General features: G+C 71.4%; 17 protein-coding genes. 9 read left to right on the top strand and 8 right to left on the bottom strand.

The features are described 5' to 3' along the window. Nucleotides 1–81: 81 nt before the first annotated feature. Nucleotides 82–609 carry a cytochrome C5 gene (locus AB0N68_RS05345; RefSeq protein WP_363332279.1) on the bottom strand — a complete coding sequence of 176 codons (528 nt, stop codon included), beginning with the start codon at nt 607–609 and terminating at the stop codon, nt 82–84. A gap of 153 nt (nt 610–762) precedes the next feature. Here AB0N68_RS05345 and AB0N68_RS05340 point away from each other — a divergent pair, with 153 nt between their 5' ends. Next, nucleotides 763–2,943, top strand: coding sequence for a S8 family serine peptidase (locus tag AB0N68_RS05340; protein WP_280565774.1), 2,181 nt, complete (start codon nt 763–765; stop codon nt 2,941–2,943). Between the two features lie 69 nt (nt 2,944–3,012). Here AB0N68_RS05340 and corA read toward each other — a convergent pair whose 3' ends face one another. From corA to AB0N68_RS05315, 5 genes are all read right to left on the bottom strand, one after another. Next, nucleotides 3,013–4,014 (bottom strand): magnesium/cobalt transporter CorA, encoded by a 1,002-nt coding sequence (gene corA / locus AB0N68_RS05335; protein ID WP_187662923.1) that lies wholly within the window; start codon nt 4,012–4,014, stop codon nt 3,013–3,015. Nucleotides 4,015–4,305: 291 nt separating this feature from the next. Further along, complete coding sequence (locus AB0N68_RS05330) at nt 4,306–5,100, bottom strand: SDR family NAD(P)-dependent oxidoreductase (RefSeq protein WP_187662924.1); 795 nt, start codon at nt 5,098–5,100, stop codon at nt 4,306–4,308. Between the two features lie 410 nt (nt 5,101–5,510). Then, nucleotides 5,511–6,533 carry a Gfo/Idh/MocA family protein gene (locus AB0N68_RS05325; protein ID WP_280565771.1) on the bottom strand — a complete coding sequence of 341 codons (1,023 nt, stop codon included), beginning with the start codon at nt 6,531–6,533 and terminating at the stop codon, nt 5,511–5,513. Further along, nucleotides 6,530–7,549, bottom strand: coding sequence for a Gfo/Idh/MocA family protein (locus tag AB0N68_RS05320; protein WP_363332276.1), 1,020 nt, complete (start codon nt 7,547–7,549; stop codon nt 6,530–6,532). Before AB0N68_RS05320 ends, AB0N68_RS05325 begins: the two co-directional genes overlap by 4 nt. Further along, the gene (locus AB0N68_RS05315) at nt 7,546–8,715 is read right to left on the bottom strand and encodes an ROK family transcriptional regulator (RefSeq protein ID WP_280565768.1); all 1,170 of its coding nucleotides are present in this window, start codon (nt 8,713–8,715) and stop codon (nt 7,546–7,548) included. Before AB0N68_RS05315 ends, AB0N68_RS05320 begins: the two co-directional genes overlap by 4 nt. Before the next feature lie 186 nt (nt 8,716–8,901). Here AB0N68_RS05315 and AB0N68_RS05310 point away from each other — a divergent pair, with 186 nt between their 5' ends. From AB0N68_RS05310 to AB0N68_RS05275, 8 genes are all read left to right on the top strand, one after another. Next, the gene (locus tag AB0N68_RS05310; RefSeq protein WP_280565767.1) at nt 8,902–10,143 is read left to right on the top strand and encodes an ABC transporter substrate-binding protein; all 1,242 of its coding nucleotides are present in this window, start codon (nt 8,902–8,904) and stop codon (nt 10,141–10,143) included. A gap of 67 nt (nt 10,144–10,210) precedes the next feature. Next, a complete protein-coding gene (locus AB0N68_RS05305; RefSeq protein WP_280565765.1) occupies nt 10,211–11,116 on the top strand; it encodes a carbohydrate ABC transporter permease in 906 nt (301 codons plus the stop codon). Then, complete coding sequence (locus AB0N68_RS05300; RefSeq protein WP_187662930.1) at nt 11,113–12,018, top strand: carbohydrate ABC transporter permease; 906 nt, start codon at nt 11,113–11,115, stop codon at nt 12,016–12,018. Before AB0N68_RS05305 ends, AB0N68_RS05300 begins: the two co-directional genes overlap by 4 nt. A gap of 21 nt (nt 12,019–12,039) precedes the next feature. Then, entirely contained in the window at nt 12,040–13,074 is a 1,035-nt protein-coding gene (locus AB0N68_RS05295) for an NAD-dependent epimerase/dehydratase family protein (RefSeq protein WP_280565763.1), read from the top strand. After that, nucleotides 13,074–14,159 carry a dihydrodipicolinate synthase family protein gene (locus AB0N68_RS05290; protein ID WP_187662932.1) on the top strand — a complete coding sequence of 362 codons (1,086 nt, stop codon included), beginning with the start codon at nt 13,074–13,076 and terminating at the stop codon, nt 14,157–14,159. Before AB0N68_RS05295 ends, AB0N68_RS05290 begins: the two co-directional genes overlap by 1 nt. Further along, nucleotides 14,156–15,169: a hydroxyacid dehydrogenase gene (locus tag AB0N68_RS05285; RefSeq protein ID WP_259951768.1), complete on the top strand. Its 1,014-nt coding sequence runs from the start codon at nt 14,156–14,158 to the stop codon at nt 15,167–15,169. Before AB0N68_RS05290 ends, AB0N68_RS05285 begins: the two co-directional genes overlap by 4 nt. Then, nucleotides 15,166–16,092, top strand: a complete 927-nt coding sequence (locus tag AB0N68_RS05280; RefSeq protein WP_259951769.1) for a GNAT family N-acetyltransferase — start codon at nt 15,166–15,168, stop codon at nt 16,090–16,092. The genes AB0N68_RS05285 and AB0N68_RS05280 overlap by 4 nt, the downstream gene beginning before the upstream one ends. Nucleotides 16,093–16,196: 104 nt before the next feature. Next, nucleotides 16,197–18,350, top strand: a complete 2,154-nt coding sequence (locus tag AB0N68_RS05275) for a peptidase C14 (RefSeq protein ID WP_313366501.1) — start codon at nt 16,197–16,199, stop codon at nt 18,348–18,350. Between the two features lie 536 nt (nt 18,351–18,886). Here AB0N68_RS05275 and AB0N68_RS05270 read toward each other — a convergent pair. Next, the gene (locus tag AB0N68_RS05270) at nt 18,887–19,741 is read right to left on the bottom strand and encodes an SDR family NAD(P)-dependent oxidoreductase (RefSeq protein ID WP_292794596.1); all 855 of its coding nucleotides are present in this window, start codon (nt 19,739–19,741) and stop codon (nt 18,887–18,889) included. Next, the gene (locus tag AB0N68_RS05265; protein ID WP_280565755.1) at nt 19,738–20,388 is read right to left on the bottom strand and encodes a GntR family transcriptional regulator; all 651 of its coding nucleotides are present in this window, start codon (nt 20,386–20,388) and stop codon (nt 19,738–19,740) included. The genes AB0N68_RS05270 and AB0N68_RS05265 overlap by 4 nt, the downstream gene beginning before the upstream one ends. Between the last annotated feature and the right edge of the window lie 10 nt (nt 20,389–20,398).

Here is a 20,398-nt window from a genome sequence, read left to right as displayed (position 1 = left end):
CAGGCGAACGCGCGGGTGCAGGCCCATTCCTCTGGGGTGGCCTGTGCTCGCGTGTTCGCCTGTTTCCGCGCGTCGGCGGGGTCAGTCGCGGTCGGCGCGGCTGATGAGGTCCATCAGCTCGTCGAGCGTGTCGACGTCGATGACCTCGGTGCCGTCGGGCTCGCGCACCTCGATGCCGTCGACCTCCAGCTCCTCATCGAGCTGCACGAGGATGCGCGACTCCGGGAACTGCCGGGGGGCGACGAACGCGAGCAGCACGGCGTCCGCGAACACCACGACCGACGTGGCCTCGAGGTCGTCCCGCAGGTCGACCTGCTCGACCACCGGCTCCTCGTCCACCGCATCCTCGATGTCGAGCGCGACCTCCTCGACGATCGCCCGCCACCGCTTCTCGCTCATCGAGAGCACGCGCGCGATGGCCGCCACGAGCTCGTCCGGATCCATGTCCTCCGCGCTCTCGTCGCCGTCGAGCTCGGGGTCCACGTTCACGTTCACGACGGTGCCGGCGGCGTCCAGGCTCGCCCGTCCGTAGACGAGACCGTTCTCGGAGACGGGGTCTTCGAGCACACCGCTCTCGACGATGCGGGACAGGAGGATTTCGAGCGCCATGCTTCCAGTCTCGCGCATCCTGCCTTCCGCGGCCCCTGGTTCCTCCGCGACCTCGGCCCAGGGTCGCGCGTAATCGAACACCCCTTCGCGCCTCTTGTTCACTGGACCATCCCGACTCGACGGCCCAGGGCCGCGTTCGAAAGGCAGGCTGCTGTGATCCGTCCCCTCTCCCGCGGCATCGGCGTGGCGCTCGCCGTCGGTGTCGCTCTCGCCCTCGCGATCCCGTCATCCCCGCTCCCGGCGGCTGCGGAGGTCGCCCCCGACACCCCCGCCCTGAACTGGGTCGTGAACACCGCCCCCGGCGGTCCGAGCGAGGAGACGCTGCGTGCGGCCATCGCCGACGCGGGAGGGACGTTCCTGATCTCGTACCCGGAGATCGGGGTCACCGTCGTCCGGGCGCCCGAGGGCGGGTTCGCCGCGCAGCTCCGCGACCTCCCGTGGGTGCAGTCCGTCGGTCCCACCCGCACGTCGACCACGCCCGACCGCCTCCCCGACCCCGCCGAGTCCGCGGCAGGCGTCACGGAGGAACCCGAGGCGATGCCTGCCGAGGGCACCGCGTGGGACACGGTCGCCGTCGGCGCGACGACCCCGGGCGGCGCAGGTGTGGTCGTCGGGGTCGCGGACAACGGCATCGATGCGGGGCACCCCGACCTCGCCGACCGCATCGACCCCGCTCTCTCGGTCGGCTGCGGCATCAACGGCGTCCCGGACACCCGACCGGCGGCGTGGGCTCCGGAAGCGGGACTCTCCGGGGCCCACGGGACGCATGTGGCAGGCAGCATCGCGGGCGCTGCGGACGGCGCCGGCATCCGGGGGATCGCCTCGGACGCGCGTGTCGCGGCCATCAAGGTCGACAACCAGACAGGGCACATCTACCCGGAGGCCAGCATCTGCGCCACGATGTGGGCGGTCCGGCACGACATCCCGGTCGTGAACCACAGCTACTACGTCGACCCCTGGTACGTCTGGTGCGCCGGCGACGAGACGCAGTCCGCCGCGCTCGAAGCCCTTCGGCGCACGTATGCGTACGCGCATGAGCAGGGCGTCGTCAGCGTCGCCGCCGTGGGCAACGAGGCGCAGGACCTCGCCACCATGACCACCGACGTCGTCAGCCCCAATGACGGTGCACCCGAGCCGCGGCCGGTCGACTCGTCGTGCCTGAAGGCCCCGGCCGGGCTGCCCGACGTGATCTCGGTCGCCGCCGCCGACCAGGACGAGACCAGCGGCGCCGTCGTCATGGCTCGATTCTCCAACTACGGAGCGGGCACGGTCACCGTCACCGCACCCGGCGTCGTCTGGTCTGCGGTGACCCGTCAGGACGACGGCTCGATCTACGCGCTGTTCCCCGGCACCTCCATGGCCTCCCCGCACGTCGCGGGGCTCGCCGCGCGGCTGCTCGCGGCCGACCCGACGCTCACCCCGGACGAGGTCACGCGCCGTATCACGGCAACGGCCGACGGGGTCGCGGACGAAGGGCCGGACCGGATGGGCGCAGGCCTCATGGACGCCGACATCGGCGCCTCCGTCCCCGCCGTCGGCGTCTACTCCCGTGTCGCCCTCACCGGTCAGCCGTTCCGGGTGACGGGCAGCGGGTATCCGCCGCGGAGCCGTGTGGAGCTTCGCGTGGGCACGGCCACCATGCCGGTGCAGACCGACGGGCAGGGACGGTTCGCGACCGTGTTCCCCATCCCGGCGGATGCCCCTGCGGGCGTGAGCACTCTGACCGCCGGCGCGGCCCGTGCGCCCATAGTCATCCGCACTTCTCCGGCTGCGCCGACCATCCTCACCCCGAAGGCCGGAACCACGGTCGCGGCGACCACCACGACGATCTCGGGTACCGGCGTCCCGGGCTCGCGCGTCCGCGTGCACGTGCGCGACGGGGAGCTCACGCCGTTCCTGCGGTTCGTGACCGTGCGCGACGACGGCACCTGGACGGTGGACGCGCCGCTGACGCAGGGGACCTACGAGGTCGTGGCCCGGACGGTCATGGGCACCGACACCTCGGCCACCACCGCGCCGATCCGGTTCTCGGTGCACACGAAGTCGGCGATCGGCTACTCGGTCGAGCTGTCCCCGCAGCCGGGAGCCGCGCAGGACACGCTGATCGTCCTGGACCTCGCCAACGCCGGGGCAGTGGGAGGACGGGCTGTCGTGGACATCGATCTGACGGCGTTCGCGGATGTCGAGGTCCCCGTGCCGCCGGTGGGCGAGGTCGAGCGGACGGCTCGGGGGCTGCGGTGGACCCTCACGCTGGACTCGGCGCAGAAGGCCCAGCTGCAGATCCCCGCGACCTCCGGCGACGACCCGGCGTTCCCCGTGATCGCTGTTCGATGAGACAGGCGGTCACGCCGGTTCAGGCGCTTTCCGGAAGCGATGGCCTGAATCGGCGTGACAGCCTGCGCGTCACAACCACTTCTTGTACTTGAACACCCCGAACAGGCCGACGGCGAAGGCAAGCATCGCCCCGATCGCCATCGGATAGCCGAACGCCCAGTGCAGCTCGGGCATCACGTCGAAGTTCATGCCGTAGACGGTGCCGACGAGGGTGGGCGCGAAGATGATGGCCGCCCACGAGGAGATCTTCTTGATCTCATCGTTCTGGGCCAAACCCGCCTCCGAATGCCGCCGGGCGACGAGGGCCGACTGCACCGTGAGGGCGTTCTCCAGGATCGCCCGGAACGAGTCCACGCGCTCGTTGACGCGGATCGTGTGGTCGAGCACGTCGCGGAGCGAGCGCTGCAGCTCCTCGTCGATCCGGTACTTCTCCGACCCGCGGCGCAGCCACTCCAGCATGCCGCTCAGGGGGTGCACGGCGCGCTGGAAGTTGATGACCTCCCGGGAGAGCTCGTAGATGCGGCGGGAGAGGGCGTCGTCGTCGCTGTCGCCGAAGAGCTGGTCCTCGATCTCGTCGATGTCGTTCTCGAGACCGGCGACGACGGGCTCGTACTCGTCCACGACCTCGTCGAGGATCGCGTAGAACACCGCCTCCGGTCCCATCGCGAGCAGCTCCGGGTTCGCCTCCATCCGGCGGCGGACCGCGGCGAGGTTCGGCGACTCGGCGTGGCGGATCGTCACCACGAAGTCGGGGCCGATGAACAGGTGCAGCTCCCCGAACTCGATCGACTCCTCCTTGTCGCGGTACCGAGCGGGGCGCAGCACGGCGAAGAGGGTGTCGCCGTAGCGCTCCACCTTCGAGCGCTGATGCCCCGAGAGCGCGTCCTCGACGGCGAGCGGATGCAGATCGAACTCCCGAGCGACGGACGCGACCTCCTCGGGACTCGGTCGATACAGACCGATCCACGCGATCCCGCCGGCGGCATCCAGCATCCGGTAGGTCTCGTCCAGGTTCTTCGGGGTCTCCACGCGACGTCCGTGGACGTACACGCCGTTGTCGATGAGCGCCATGATGCGGCTCCGTTCTCGCGGGTGCACGCAGACCACGGTCTGCGTGCGGATTCGTCAGGGGGCGGGAGACGCCGCCGATGACTGCGAGGCGAGAGGCACGGACGCGGAGCGGGAGCTCAACGCGCAGATGCAGGGAAGCGCGACGCAGCGAGGGCGGCGTCGTTACTATCGTCGGACATCGCCATCACCGCCTCTCCGTGCTTCTCCGGGGGCCAGCTTACCCCTCCGTTTCGAATCGCCCGAATGGCCCCATTCCGACCGGAGATGCCGCCACGTGCGCGATTCGAAGGATCAGGGGATGATGGCGTCGATGTAACCGCCGTCGACGCGGACCGCGGCGCCCGTCGTCGCCGAGGCGAGCGGGGACGCGAGGTACGCGACCATGTTCGCGATCTCCTCCGGCTCGATGAGCCGCTGCAGCAGGGACTGGGGGCGGTGCACGCGCATGAACTCACGCTGCGCCTCCTCCCACGGCAGCTGCGGATCCACGAGCGAGTACACGAAGTCCTCCACGCCGCCGGTGTGGGTCGGGCCCGCGAGCACTGAGTTCACCGTCACGCCCGTGCCGGCCGCCTCCTTCGCGAAACCCCGGGACACCGCGAGCAGCGCGGTCTTCGACATCCCGTAGTGGATCATCTCGGCGGGGATCACGACCGCGGAGTCGCTGGCGATGTCGAGCACCCGCCCCCAGCCGCGCTCGCTCATGCCGGGCAGGGTCGCGCGGATGAGCCGGACGGCGGCGAGCACGTTCACCTCGAAATACCGCCGCCACTCGTCGTCGGAGATGTCGAGCGCGGGGGTCGCTCCGAAGATGCCGAGGTTGTTGACGAGGATGTCCACGTCTCCGGTGGCGGCGAGGACCGCAGCGGCACCGTCCTCCGTGGTGACGTCGCCCGGGGCCGGGACGAGGTTCCGGTCCGGATCCTCCTCCTGCAGCGTGGCGATGACCGACGACACGGTCTCGGGGTTCCGTCCGTTGACCGCGACCCGCGCTCCCGCGTCGGCGAGGGTCGTCGCGATGGCGAGTCCGATGCCCTGAGTGGAACCCGTGACGAGGGCGGTTCTCCCGGCGAGGTCGATGCGCATGATGTCTCCTTCGTGTCGCTGCGGCCCCGGGTACAACGCCCGTCGCGCCGGTTTCATGCCCGCTCGCTCGCCCGCCACGGAAGGGGCGGGGAGGCGGGCATGCGCGCACGGTGTGCCTGCGGGAGGGCCGGGAGTGGGACGTGCCGTCTCCGTGCGGGACGGGAATCGCACCCGCGGGCCCTGAGTCAGGCGCGTTCTCGATCGGGCACGTGTCGACCCAGCGGGCCGGGAACTCGGCCATGCCGGTGGGTGCGGGACCGGAAACGGGCCCGGTACGGGAGCGGAAGGCGCGGTTTTGATCCCGCATGGCGGGACGCGGCACGTGCGGGACGGGAAACGGGCCTGGAGGGACGGGAGTGGGACCGTTTTCGATCCCGCGAGGTGCCGGTGGAGGTGCGCACGCCCCGGGGCTAGAGGGGGATGGGGGTGCCGGCGCGGGACGCGGACTCCTGGGCGGCCTTCACGATCTCGACGGTCCGGATGCCGACACCGGCGTCGGGCTGAGGCTGACGGCCCGCGCGGACGGCCTGCACGAACTCCTCGAGCAGCAGGGCGTCGAGGTCGGCCCCGACCGGGGTCCAGGTCTCTCCGTGGGAATCGTGCCCGGCCACGCCCTTCGCGAAGGGGCTCACGGTCACGGTCCCGCGCTCTGCCACGACCTCGAGGGTGAGGCCGCCCCAGGTCGCCGAGCTCGTCGGCCAGCTCCACGAGCAGTCGATCGTGGCGACCACGCCGCTCGGATACTGGATCGTCACGAGGCCCCCCGTCTCGACCGCGAGGTCGCGCTCCCCGTGCAGGATGCTGTTCGACACCGCGCGGACGGTCTGCGCGCGCTCTCCCAGGAGCTCGTCGAGGAGGTCGGCGCAGTGCACGACGTGGTCGACCAGGGCACCGCCGCCGGCGAGCTCGGGGTCGGTGAACCAGGCCCGGTCCTGCGGCAGCTTGCCGTTGTTGATGCCGGTGACGCCGAGGATCGCCCCGAGGCGTCCGCTGCGCAGCTCGGCGACCGCATCACGCACCGCGGGGGAGAAGCGCACCGGGTACGCCACCATGAGCAGCACGCCCGCCCGGTTGCAGGCGTCGCGCATCGCGATCGCGTCCTCGACGGTCGTCGCGAGCGGCTTCTCGCACAGCACGTGCACGCCGGCCGCGGCGGCCTGCTCGACGAGGGCGCGGTGACGGGAGTTCTCGGCGGCCACCACGACCGCGTCGGGGCCCCACGCGAAGGCGTCCTCGTAGGTCTCGACGTAGGCGACCCCGAGCTCCGCGGCCAGGGCGGCGCCGCGCGGAGCGTCGTCCGGGGCGGAGGCGCCGTCGGGGTCGGCGGCGATCAGCTCGACGTCGGGCATCTGCTGCAGCGCGTGCACGTAGCTGAGGGCGTGCGTGTGCGCGAAGGACAGCACGGCGATCCGCAGCGGGCGGGGAGCGGTCATCGGGTGGCCTCCTCGGCGACGGCGACGGCGGGGGACGAAGCGGGGAGGGCGACCGGGGCTCCGGAGGCGATCGAGGCGTAGGCGGCCTCGGCGACCGCGACCGCCCGGATCCCGTCCTCCGGGGTGACGGCGGCGTCGCGTCCCTCCGCGATCGCGGCCACGAAGTCGGCGATCTCCGCGTAGTACGGGCTCTCCTCCGGTGACATCGGCGGCAGGTAGTCGGTCGCACCCTCGACGAGCACGGCGTCGGTGCGCAGCGTGTGGTCCTCGGCGCTGTCGTAGCGCAGGCGCCCCTCGGAGCCGGCGACCCCGACGCTCGTGCGGAAGGGCATGCCGGGCTGCACCCAGCTCGCGTGCACGTGGCTGATGACCCCGTTGCGATGGGTCAGCACGACGTGCGCCGTGACCGGGGCCGGCACACGGTCGTCGACCGTCGGCGGGTTCTGCACGGCGTAGACGCTGTCGACCGGGCCGGCGAACCACAGCGCCTGATCGATGTCGTGGATCATGAGGTCGCGGATGACGCCGCCCCCGGCGCGCTCCGAGAAGAACCACGGGGCCTGGGGCGCGGCGCCGAGGCGACGGAAGCGCTGCACGGCGGGGATGCCGATCTGCCCGGCGTCGATGCCGGCCTTGATGCGGGCGTACTCCCCCATGTACCGGACGACGTGCGCGGGGAACAGCCGCACTCCCGCGGCGGCTGCGGCGGCGGTCACCTCGGCGGCGGCCTCCGCGGTCGCGGCGAGCGGCTTCTCGCAGATCACGTCGAGCTCGCGGGCGATGGCGCGCAGGGCGAAGTCGGCGTGGGTGCTGCTGGGGGTGACGATGTCGACGACATCGACCTTCTCGAGGAGCGCATCGACGTCGCCCACGACCTCGAACCCGTACTCGCCGGCGATCTCCTCGGCGCCCTCCTTCGAGGTGACGAAGCCCTGCACGCCGAGCGCCCGCCAGGCGTCGGCGTGCACGCGGGAGATCCCGCCCGCGCCGATGAGTCCGACCTTCAACGTGCTCACTGCTTCTCCTCGGGGTCGTCGCCGGCCGCGGGGTCGTGCGGCAGGGGGGTGATCGGTGGGGCGGGCATGTCCTCGATGCCGTAGATGTCGCCCGGATGCCGCTGGAACGCGTGCACGACGGCGCCGTGGGCGGCGGCTTCCGCTCCCAGCCGTGCCTCCGCGACGGGCACCTGGAACGGCAGTCCGAGGTGGCCGGGCAGAGCGGCGCGCAGGGGGTCGAGCAGCTGTTCGTGCGCGGCCGAGAGTCCGCCGCCGATCACGACCATGGCGGGGTCGACCGTCATGATCAGGGTCGCGATCCCATGGGCGAGTTCATCGATGAAGCCGTCGAGCTCCTCGTGGGCGGCCTGCTCTCCGGTGCGCGCCAGGGCGAACACCTCGGCGGCCGTCGGGGCGGTGCGCCACGAGATCTGCCCGGTCTCGGTGTTCAGGCCACGGAACGCCAGGCGGCCGATGTCTCCCGCCGCGTTGTGGATGCCGCGTCGGGGACGGCCCCCGAGGATGAGGCCCATGGCGATGCGGTTGCCGACGGACAGGTAGATGACGTCGTCGACGAGCTGCGCGACGCCGAGGTGGTGCTCCGCGACGGCCGCGAGTCGCACGCCGTTGTCGACGGCCACGGGGCAGCCGAACGCCTGACGCAGCTGCGAGCCGATGTCGATGCCGGACCACTCCGGGATGACGACCGAGGTGGTGACCCGTCCGTCGTCGTCGACGATGCCGGGCAGGGAGACGCCGATCGCCCGCAGACCGGTCCGCGGCAGCGAGAGCGGGGCGAGAGTGCCGCGGACGTCGTCGATCACCGCGGCGAGCTTGGCCGGGCCGTCCGGCTGCTCCGCGACGCCGGGGAACGCCCGCTGGGCGATGACCACGCCCGCGAGATCCGCGACGACGACCCGCACGCTCGCGACCCCGATGTCCACGCCCACCACCACACCGGCCGCGGCGTGGAAGGAGTAGCGGCGGGCCGGGCGCCCCGCGCCGCCGCCGTTCTGCGCGGGAGCGTCGACGAGGAGTCCGGAGTCGGAGAGCACCGCCACGGCGTTCTCCACGGAGGTGCGAGAGACCTCGAGCGAGCGGGAGAGGTCGCTGACGGTCGCCGGCCCGGCGTCCCGCAGCCGGAGTGCGGACCGCGCCACGATCGAGAGCGGACTGGTCGCGCCCATCGGGTCCCTCCTTCGTCTCCGCCGTTGGTGCGATCAAATTAGCACACCCGATTCTCAGATCGGGGATTGTTGTTCACGGCCGAGAAACACGGCCGAAACAAGGCTCTGAGAACTTGTGCTTGACGAATTATCCAAAGCCAATGTCATAATGAACCGTACTCAGCACGGTTTACGCAAAGGAGCACCATGCGCGTCAGCAAGATCACCGGCGTCGTCGCGGGAGTCGCGGCCGCCACCCTGTTGGCCGGATGTTCGGCCGGCGGAGGCAACACCGCAGAAGGCGAGCAGGACATCACGGTCTGGCTCTACCCCGTCATCGCCGACGAGGCGATGCACAAGGACTTCTGGGACTCGACCATCGAGGCGTTCGAGAAGGAGAACGAGAACGTCAACGTGAAGTACGAGATCTTCCCGTGGGCGAACCGCGACGAGGCCCTGCAGACGGCGATCGCCGCCGGCAAGGGACCGGACGTCGTCTACCTCATCCCCGACCAGCTCGCGGCGTACCAGAAGTCGATCGCGCCGCTGAACGACCTGCTCAGCGAGGAGCGCCAGGGCGACCTGCTCCCCAACGTCAAGGAGTCGGTCACGCTCGGCGGCGACATCCTCGGTGCCCCGATCCTCACCAGCGCGCAGCCCCTCATCTGCAACGCGGCCGCGTTCGAGGCCGCCGGCGTGACCGAGTACCCGGAGACCTGGGACGACATCGCCGAGATGGCCCCGGCCTTCGTCGACAAGGGCATGTACGCCCTCAACTACCCGGCGTCGGCCGAGAACACCCTCAACCTCACCTACTACCCGCTGCTGTGGCAGGCCGGCGGCGAGGTCTACACCGAGGACGGCGAGGTCGGCTTCGACAGCAAGGCCGGCGAAGAGGCGCTCACGTTCCTGACCGACCTGGCCGAGGAGGGCGCGCTCGACCCGGAGGCACTCACGACCAACGTCCCGCTGGAGCAGACCGCCATCGCCCAGGGCAAGGTCGCCTGCACCTGGAACAACGCCGTGACCGAGGTCGCGCCGTTCTGGGGCGAGGAGAACGTCAAGGTCCTCGCGCCGCTGACCGACAAGGAGTCCGTCGCCTACGGCACCGTCGGCTCGCTGTCCGTGCTCAAGGGCTCGAAGGCCCCGGAGGCTGCAGCCGCGTTCGCCGAGTTCGCGACCGGCGCCGACGTCGTCGAGCCGTACCTCAAGGCCGCCGGGTTCTTCTCGGCCCTCAGCACGACCGAGCCTCTGTACGCCGACGACCCGCTCCTCGGCGAGGTCGAGAAGTACGTCCCCGACACCACGGTGGGCGAGCTCGACGCCAGCTCCCGTGCGCTCATGGGCGTGCTCTCGCCGGAGATCCAGGCCGCCCTGCTCGGCCAGAAGTCCCCGGCCGACGCCCTGAAGGACGCCGCGGCCGCCGCAGCCCCGCTGCTGCAGAAGTGACACCCCGGGGGCGTGCGGGTACCCGCCGCACGCCCCCTCTCTCCGCCCCCCACGTGAGGAATCGACAATGACGACGGCCACCACGGCGCCGAAGCCCGCAGGACGGGTCGCCCGGGTGCTCGCCCGACGGGAAGCGCGCGTCGCGTTCCTGTTCGTGCTCCCCGCCTTCCTGCTGTTCATCGCCTTCCGCTTCGGCCCGAGCATCGCGGGTGTGGCGCTGAGCTTCTTCGACTACGACATCTCCGGCGAGATCGCCTGGCGCGGCCTCGACCACTTCCAGCGTCTCGTCGCCGACCCGCTGTTCTGGCGGGCGCTGGGGACCACGCTCATCTACACGGTCTTCGCGGTGCCGATCGCGCTCGTCCTGTCGACGATCATGGCCCTCGGCGTGCGCCGCGCCTTCCGGGGGGCCCGGTTCTTCCGCTCGATCTTCTTCCTCCCCGTCATCACCTCGCTCGTGCTGGCCGGCTCGATCTTCGTCTGGATCTTCTCCGCCAACGGTCCGTGGTCCGCGCTGATGGCCCCGCTCGGCCTCGGCGGCTCGTGGCTCGGCAGCACGGTGCTCGTGATCCCCGCGATCGTCGTCGTCGGCGTCTGGTCCCGGTTCGGCTACGGGATGATGATCCTCATCGCCGCCCTGCAGGACGTGCCGCGCGAGCTGGAGGAGGCGGCGCTGGTCGACGGCGCGAACGCCTGGCAGCGCTTCCGGTGGATCATCCTCCCGCACCTGCGCCCGACGTTCTTCTTCCTCGCGGTGATCGAGACGACGGCCGCCTTCCAGGTCTTCGACGTCATCTACGTGATGACCCAGGGCGGTCCGGCGAACGCCAGCTACTCGCTCGTCTACATGCTCTACGACCAGGGCTTCCGCTACTTCGACTACGGCTACGCGGCCGCGGTGGGCGTGGCCCTGTTCATCATGACCCTCGTGGTCGCCCTCATCCAGCGCCTCGTGATCGGAAAGCAGAAATGACCGCCCTCCTGCAGCCGCCGACGCAGACGACGCCACCCGCGACGCGTCCCGCCGCGCGCAAGCGCCGCTCGTTCCGCGCGCTCGAGCCGACCGGCTGGGGCATCGCCGTCCGCTGGATCTGGCTAAGTCTCGCCGGCATCCTCAGCTTCTTCCCCTTCTATGCGATGGTCGTGCTGAGCCTGAAGCCGGGCATGGTCGTCGAGCTGCCCGGCTCGCTGATCCCCTGGAACGACATCTCCTTCGAGGCGTACGAGCAGGTGCTCGGCGGACAGAACATCCTCGTCTGGCTCTTCAACACGCTCGTCTACTCGCTCGTGTCGGTCGTGGCGGTGCTGTTCCTCTCCGCGCTCGCCGGATACGCCTTCGCCAAGAAGCGCTTCCGTGGCAAGGAGGTCATGTTCTGGTCGTTCCTGGCGATGGTCATGGTGCCGTTCCACGTGACGCTGATCCCGACGTTCATCCTCATGGCGAACCTGGGCGGCATCGACACCTACTGGGGCCTCATCCTGCCGACGCTCGCGAACGCGCAGGCCGTGTTTTTGATGCGCCAGTTCATCCAGGGCCTTCCCGACGAGCTGTTCGAGGCCGCCCGCATCGACGGCGCCGGCGAGTTCCGCATCTTCCTGCGGATCGTGCTGCCGCTGTGCAAGCCGATCCTCGCGACGCTCGGGATCTTCGTCTTCCTCTGGCACTGGAACGACTTCCTCTGGCCGCTCATCATCGCCAAGTCCAACTCGATGTTCACGCTCACCGTGGGCATCTCGTCGCTGCAGCAGCAGGATGTGCCGCTCAGCACCATGCTCGCCGGCTCCGTCGTGGCGCTGCTGCCGATCTTCCTCGCGTACCTCATCGCTCAGCGGTACGTGCAGGAGGGCGTCACCGGCACCGGGATCAAGGGCTGAGAAGAAGGGAACCGCACCACCATGACGCAGTACGCATTCGCCTCCGAGGCCGAGCTCGAGGAGGCGCTCGCCACCCCGAGCGAGGGGCTCGTGGCCGACCTCGCTCAGGGCTCCGGAGACCTCGTGATCCTCGGCGCCGGCGGCAAGATGGGCCCGACCCTGGCGATGCTCGCCCGGCGCGGCCTGGACGCCGCCGGCCGCACCGACGACGCGGTGTACGCGGTCTCCCGCTTCGGCGACGCCGCCATCCGCGAGCGCCTGGAGGCCGCGGGGGTGCGCGTCGTGCCGTTCGACCTCATCGAGAACGACGACCTCTCCGGTCTCCCCGATGCCCCGAACGTGGTGTTCATGGTGGGCGCGAAGTTCGGCGCCGCGACCAACGCCTCCTGGGCCTGGGAGGTCAACGCGGCTCTGCCCGACCGCATCGCCCGCCGCTACCGCGACAGCGCGATCTCGGTGCTCTCCACCGGGAACGTGTACCCGTTCGTCCCCGCCTCCTCCGGCGGCGCCGACGAGGAGACCACGCCCGCGCCGATCGGCGAGTACGCGCAGTCCTGCCTCGGACGGGAGCGCGTGTTCGAGTTCGGGGCGCAGGAGCGCGGCACCAAGGTCGCGATCATCCGCCTGAACTACGCCGTCGACCTCCGCTACGGGGTGCTCGCCGACATCGGCAGCGCCGTGCACGCGGGGGAGCCGGTTTCGGTCGCCACCGCCAACGTCAACGTGATCTGGCAGGGCTACGCGAACGAGGTCGTGCTGCGGAGCCTCGTGCACGCCTCCACCGACCCCTTCGTGATCAACCTCACGGGACCGGAGCTGCTCAGCGTCTCCTCGATCGCCCACCGTTTCGGCGCCCTGTTCGAGCGGGAGGTCGAGATCGTCGACGAGCCGATGCCGACCGCGCTGCTCAGCGACGCCCGGCGCTGCATGGCCCTGTTCGGCTACCCGTCCGTCTCCGCCGAGGAGCTCATCCGCATGCAGGCCGGCTGGATCCGCGACGGACTGCCGATGATCGCCAAGCCCACCAAGTGGGCCGTGCGGGACGGGAAGTTCTGATGACCGACGCCGCTGCGCACACGGCGACCGTGCCGTCGCTGCGCCCTGAGGCCGCTGCGACCCTGGCCCGCGGCGCCGTGATCCCGGCCCATCCGCTCGCCCTCACCGCAGAGCGCACGCTCGACGAGCGGCGGCAGCGGGCGCTCTCCCGCTACTACCTCGACGCCGGGGCCGGCGGCCTCGCCGTCGGCGTGCACACGACGCAGTTCGAGATCCGCGACCCGGAGCACGCGCTCTTCGAGCCGGTGCTCGCGCTGGCCGCGGAGGAGATGGACGCCCGCGGCGACGCGACCCTCGTGCGCATCGCCGGAGTGGCGGGCGACACCGCGCAAGCGGTCGCCGAGGCGGAGCTCGCCCGCTCCCTCGGCTACGACGCCGTGCTGGTGAGTCCCCGCGTCGCGGGTGCGGACGAGCGTGCCCTGCTCGACCGCGCCCGCGCCGTCGGCGAGGTGCTGCCGCTGGTCGGCTTCTATCTGCAGACCGCGATCGGCGGGCCCGTGCTCGACCGCGAGTTCTGGCGGGAGTTCGCCGCGATCCCGTCCGTCGTCGCCGTGAAGGCGGCGCCCTTCGACCGTTATCGCACGCTGGAGCTCGTGCGCGGCGTGGCCGCCTCGGGACGCGCCGACGAGATCGCGCTGTACACCGGCAACGACGACGCGATCGTCGCCGACCTGCTCTCCGAGTTCCATGTCGACTCCCCGTCCGGGCGGCGCACCCTCCGGTTCGTCGGCGGGCTGCTGGGCCAGTGGGCCGTCGGCACGCATGCGGCCGTCGCGCTGCTGGAGCGTGTGCACCGAGCCCTCGCGGGAGACGCGGAGGCCTACCGGGAGGTGGGACGCCGTGCCTCGGACATGGTGGACGTGAATCAGGCAGTTTTCGATCCGGGCAACGACTTCCACGGGGTCATCGCCGGGGTGCACGAGATGCTCCGCCAGCAGGGCCTCCTCGAAGGCATCTGGTGCCTCGACCCGGCCGAGGGCCTCTCCCCGGGGCAGGCGGAGGAGATCGCCCGTGTCCGGCAGGCGTACCCGGAGCTCAACGACGACGCGTTCATCGCCGAGAACCTCGAGGCCTGGCTGCGATGACCGCGGGGACGGGCGCACCGACCGTGGTCGCGGTCGTCTCCGCCGAGCTGTTCGCGGAGTTCTTCTCGACGGACGATGCGGCCCGCCTGGAGACCATCGCGGCGCGGCTCGGTGGGTCGTTCGTGCGGGTGGACCGCCTCGCGGAGGCAGTGCTCGACGAGGCGCGCGTCGTGGTGACGAGCTGGGGCGTGGGTCCTTTCGACGACACCGTGCTCGCCACCCTCCCGAAGCTCGAGCTCATCGCGCACACCGGCGCCACGATCAAGCCCTTCGCCACCGACGCGCTGTTCGACCGTGGCGTGCGGGTGACGCAGGCCGGGGCGGGGATGGCCCGGTCGGTGGCGGAGGTGTCGCTGACGTTCACGCTCGCCCTGCTGCACCGGGTGCCGGAGATGCATGACGCCCTGCGCGTCGGCGACGGCTGGTGGGACGCGGAGGCCGTCGGGGTGCAGCACGAGATCCTCGGGGCGCCCATCGCGGTCATCGGCGCCTCCCGGACCGGGCGGGCGTACCTCGAGCTGATCCGGGCGCTCGGCGCGCAGCCGCTGCTCGTCGACCCCACGCTCGACGCGGCCGAGGCGTCGTCCCTCGGGGCGGAGCTCGTGGGGCTCGACGCCGCGCTTCGCCGCGCGCAGATCGTCGCGGTGCACGCCCCGACGTTGCCGGAGACGCACCACCTGATCGGTGCGCGCGAACTCGCCCTGATGCCGGATGGCGCGGGCCTGGTGAACACGGCGCGCTCGTGGCTGGTCGACGAGGCCGCCCTGCTCGCCGAACTCCAGCGCGGTCGGTTGAGCGCCGCGATCGACGTGTTCGACGAGGAGCCGTTGCCCGTGGAGAGTCCCTTCCGCTCGGCCCCGCGGGTGCTGCTCACCCCGCACCGCGCGGCCGGGACCAGGGAGGGGCGGCTGCGACAGGGGCGGATCGTGGCGGACGAGCTCGACGCCTTCGCCGCGGGGCAGCCCCTCGGACACGCCGTCCACCGCGACCAGCTCTCCTCGATGGCATGAGCGCCGTGCTCGTGCGGTCGGCGCGCGCGGAGGATCAGTCCGCCCTCGCTGCACTGTGGGCGGCCGCCTTCACGCCGCCCCTCGCGCCGGACCAGTGGCTGGTGGACGACGAGCGGCTGGATCACACGATCGTCGCCGCCGACGACGACGGCCTGTGCGGGTCGATCTACGGGTTGCCGAAGCGCCTGCGGGAGTCGGACGGCGGCGTGGCGCAGGTGCACGCGATCGGCAGCGTCGCGGTCGCCGAGCGGGCTCGCGGTCGGGGACTGGCCCGCCGGCTCGTGGCGGCCACCCTGGACGCGGCCGGTGACGCCGACTGGGCCCTGCTGTTCACCGGGACTCCCGAGGTGTACCGGTCGAGCGGCTTCGCGACCATCTCGATGCCCCGCACGATGGCCGGGCCGTGGACGGCGTCGGCGACGGCCGCAGAGCACGCCTCGGTCCGCCGTGAGTCCGTGGGACTCGGTGTCCTCGGCCCGGTGCGCGAGGTCTACGAGCGCTCCCGCACCGGTGCGGTCGTGCTCGCTCCGGTGCGCAGCGACCGCGACTGGACGATGGCGGAGGTGCGGCTACGGGGCGCGACGCTGTACCGGTTCGCCGAGGCGGAGACGACGGTCGGCTACGCGGTGGCGGAGGTGCGCGACGGCGTCGGGCTGCTGCACGAGAGCGCGACCGATCCCACCCTGGCCGATCCTGCCGCGGTGCGTCGCACCCTGCTGGACGCCGTGGCCGCGGACTGGGCCGCGGCGGGCGTCCGCACCTGCGAGCTGGCCGTCCCCGCGCTCGCCGCGGACGAACGCGCCGTCCGCGCGTTCGCTCCGGCGGCCGTGCGGCAGGACGACCGCACCGGGATGATCCGGCCGCTGCGCCGCGAGGCCCGGGTGGACGGCATCCGCCACTTCACGGCGGGCGACTACTTCTGAGCATCCGCTCGGAGAGCGCTGGGGATCGGGGACTGATCGGTGACCGCGATCCGGCCGAGGGCCGGACGCCTGACCGCGGCGAGGACGCCGCAAGGAGGATGAGCATGACCCAGCTGGACACCACCACGGAGACCGCCGCGCTGCGCAGTCGACGCATGCTGCTCGCCGGTTTCGGCGCCGCCGCCCTCGGCGGGGTCGCGGCGATCGGCACCCCTGCCGTCGCCCAGGCCGCAGGGCCCACCGTGCCGCAGGAGTCGTCGGGCTCCAAGAACGTCGCGCACGGAGGCGTCGCCACCGCTCTCGCGACGCGCAAGGGCAAGGACGGCGACCTCGTGCGCACGAGCGGCTACGCCGCCCCGGGCGACGGCGGCGACGGGCTCTACCGGTTCGTGAAGAAGGACGCCCCCGCGGCCAACGGCGGCACGGTGCTCGCGGGGCCGAAGGGCGGCGCCTGGGTGCTCGTGCACGACGGCACGGTCGACTTCCGGAAGTTCGGCATCATGGACGCCTCCGCGCCCGCCGACGACGCGCTCGACACGATGGTGGGCGACGCCCGCGTGCGGCGCGTGGAGGCGCACACCGACCTCAACTTCGTCCGTCGTCATAAGTTCTCCCGGTCGAACATCGCCTTCGACTTCGGGCACCACCTGATGACGACCGAGGGTATCGAGAACGCCGGGAAGGACGACCCCTTCGCGGCCGTCATGTTCTTCCGCGGCGAGGTGACCGACGCAGTGCAGGAGGCGAAGCTCGGGGAGGACGTGCCCGACCTTGCCGACATCTTCCCCGTCGCCGACTCCTCGTTCTTCGCGGTCGGGGAGTGGTACGCCGCCGAGGTCAACGCGCTGTCTGGTCGCTGGGAGCGCGAGCTGCAGCGGCTGGTGCAGGTGACCCAGATCGTCGACGGTCGGCACATCCGCGTGAACTACAAGAACGGCTGGCCGCTCGGCAAGGACCGCACGATGACGTGGCGGCATGTGAAGCCGGTGCAGGACGTGACGGTGTCGAACCTCAAGTTCCTCGGCAAGGGGACGGACGAGTACACCGGGTCGCACCCGCTGGCCTTCGAGTACGCGGTGCGCTGCGACGTGGACCACATCGACGGCACGGCGACCTTCTGGCCGCTGATCCAGCGCCGGTGGAACACCTACTTCACCACGGAGAGCTGCACGCTGAAGAACCCGACCTCCGTCACGTGGGGTGGCGCCGGCTACCTGACGCAGCAGATCTACTGCCTGTACGGGTACGTCGCCAACTGCCACACCGCCAACGCCCGGCACCTCAACGACTTCACCGCCAGCGCCTACTGCCTCGTGGAGAACTGCCACGGCGACGGCGACGACCAGGGACCCTTCGTCACGCACGGCCAGTACGAGCACGACCTCACCTACACGGGCAACTCCGGACTCATGACGTTCGCGAACTCCGGCGCCGCGTGGGGATCGGCGGCCAAGCGCATCACCGTCCGCAAGCACGTGTGCTCGTGGTTCGTCGCGCGCGTGCGCATCACCGACCTGACGCTCGAGGACGTGCAGGTGATCGGCAAGCCCTCGCTCGCCGGTTCCGGGATGCTGTGGATCAACGCGGACGGTGCGCAGCTGCGCGGCTGCACCGCGTCGGACACGCTCGTCATCACCCAGGCCTCCGACAACTCCGCGCGGCCGACCGTGATCGCCGACTCGCACTTCACGTTCGTCGCTCCCGGCGAGCTCACCAATGCGACGGTGAAGACGCCGGTGACCTTCGTCGACACGGTGCTCGACCGCGTCGGCGGCATGAAGATCAACGGGCCGGGTGCAGTCACCTTTCGCGGCTCGACCCTCACCGCGGCGGACGATGCCGCCCCCATCGCCTCGGCGACGGGCAAGCTGCGCGTCGAGGGCTCCACGCTCCGGAACGCCCGCATCGCGGCAGCATCGAAGGACCGTCAGGTCGTCGAGATCGCGGGTTCCGAGGTGTCGGCGAAGGGCGGGACGACGGTGTCGCGGTCGGGTGCGGGCGAGCTGCACCTGACGCTCGCCGACAGCACCTTCCGGGCGGAGGGGACGACCACGCACGTCGCCGTGACGAGCGGCGCGACCCACTACCGCGCGGTCGGCAACCGGTTCGAGGGCGGCGCCCTGGAGCTCCGCGACGACGCCTTCGGGGCCGGCTCGACACTGCTGCACACCGGCAACGTCGAAGCGAGTGTCACGCGCACGGCGTTCCCCGCCGAGGGCGACCGGGTCGTCGACACCGCCAACCTCGTCGTCGGCTGATCCCGCCGGGCACGACTTCGGAACTGCGGCGCGACCCGCCGCCTCCCCGGCCCCGCCTACGGCGTGTCGCCGGGGGTCTCCGGAGTTGTGCCCGGGCGGCGCAGCGGTGGGGCTGCTTGTCGCCGGTGTGCTCACCACGGGTGCCACGGTGGCGGCAGCAGGCGGACCGGTGCCCCAGTCTGTCCAGGCCGTCTGGAAGCCGATTCCGGCCGATGGCTCCGGGGGCAACCAGTCGCGTTGCGTCCTGCTGTCCGGATGCTTCGGCGGATGAGGGCCGCGATGAAGGGCCTGTTGGTCACGGTCGTTCTCGCGACGGGGGTGGTGGTCGCGGCAAGTGCCGCGCCGGCGCCCACCGTCGTCCAGGCCGACTGGAAGCGCACCATCATGGCAGGGTGAGTTGATCCCCCGGGCATAACTCCGGAGATGCGGCGCGATCCGCCGCCGCCTCGGCCCCGCCTACGGCGTGTCGCCGGGGTTCTCCGGAGTTGTGCCCGGGCGGTGCCGGGGGCTGTCCGGGTTCAGCGGGACTGACCTCCTCAGGCCTCGGACACACCCACGAGCTCGGCGCTGCGCTGCCAGAGGGCCTCGGCGAGAGCGGGATCGTTCACCTGCGGGTTCACGCGGGTGCTGAGGACGCGCTCGTCGTAGTAGCCGCCGGAGATCCAGGTCTCGCCCGGCGTGCCCTCCAGGAACCCGCGCAGCGTCGCGCCACCGCGGTCGCTGCCGATGAGGACGAGGCGGCGCAGCGGGGTGCGGTAGACGAGGCGCATGATGCTCGACGACTCGGCGGCGAAGTTCGTCGCCACGGTGCCGGGGTGGAAGGCCACCGCGCTGAGCCCCTGCGCATGGAACTTCTCGTGCAGGCTCTTCGCCATCAGGACGTTGGCGAGCTTGGCGTCGCCGTAGGCCTTGTTCGGGGAGTATCGGCGGGTGTTGTCGAGATCGTCGACGTCGAGATGCCCGAAGAGGCGGTGGGCGACACTGGAGGTGTTCACGACCGCGCCGCGCGCGGCGAGGAGTTGCGGGAGCAGGAGGTTCGTCAGCAGGAACGGGGCGAGGTGGTTCACCTGCATGGTCTTCTCGTGCCCGTCGACGGTGGGGGTGCGGTCGCCGAAGATGCCGCCGGCGTTGTTGGCCAGCACGTCGATGCCCGCCGCGCCCACGGCGTCCGCGAGCTGCGCGGCGAGGGTGCGCACGTCGTCGAGGCGCGCGAAGTCGGCAGTGAACCACTCCGCGCCGGCCTCCTCCGCCACGGCCCGCATCTTGTCGGGTGAACGGCCCACGAGGAGCAGGCGGTGCGGGGATCCGGCGAGCTGGCGGGCGGCGGCGGCGCCGATCCCGTCCGAGGCTCCGGTGAGGACGATGGTGCGCGCGGCCACGGCGGCGCTCACTCGGCCGACGGAGTGATGCGGCGCACGGCCCTGGTCACGTGCTCGGCGATCACCGCGCGCGCCTGCTCCGGATCGCCGGTCGCGATGGCGTCGACGATCTGCTGGTGGCTGCGCACGTGCTCCTCCTGCTCGGCGGGGTCGAGGGCGGAGTTGGCCGCCTGGATGAACCCGGCGATCCGGCCGCGGAGCTGGGCGCTGAGCTCGTCGAGGAACCGGTGCTCGGCGAGGTCGGCCAGGGTCTCGTGGAAGAGGCGGTCCTGGCGCAGGACCTCGGCGACGTCGCCCGGCGCCGCATCCGCCATCGCCTGGATGATGGCCTCCAGCCGGGCCGCCGACTCGTCGTTCCAGCGTTCCTGCACCCGGATCGCCATGAACTGCTCCAGCACGATCCGCAGGCTCGAGATCTCCTCCAGGTCCTGCGCGCTGAGCTGGGCGACGCGGGCGCCGCGGCGGGGCTCGCGGGTGATGAGGCGCTCCTCGGCGAGCCGGGTCAGGGCCTCGCGCACGGGGATGTGGCTGACGCCGAGACGGTCGGCGAGCTTGCGCTCCACGAGGCGCTCGCCCGGGGCGAGCTCTCCGGAGTGGATCGCCGCCCGGAGCTCGTCCGTGACCTGCTCGGCGATGTTCTGATCCGACACGCTGCGCATCCGGGGCCCT

It is taken from the genome of Microbacterium meiriae (assembly GCF_040685015.1).
Lineage (GTDB): Bacteria > Actinomycetota > Actinomycetes > Actinomycetales > Microbacteriaceae > Microbacterium > Microbacterium meiriae.
The sequence above is the reverse complement of the archived record's forward strand: the minus strand, read 5'-3'. Positions and strand labels throughout refer to the sequence as shown.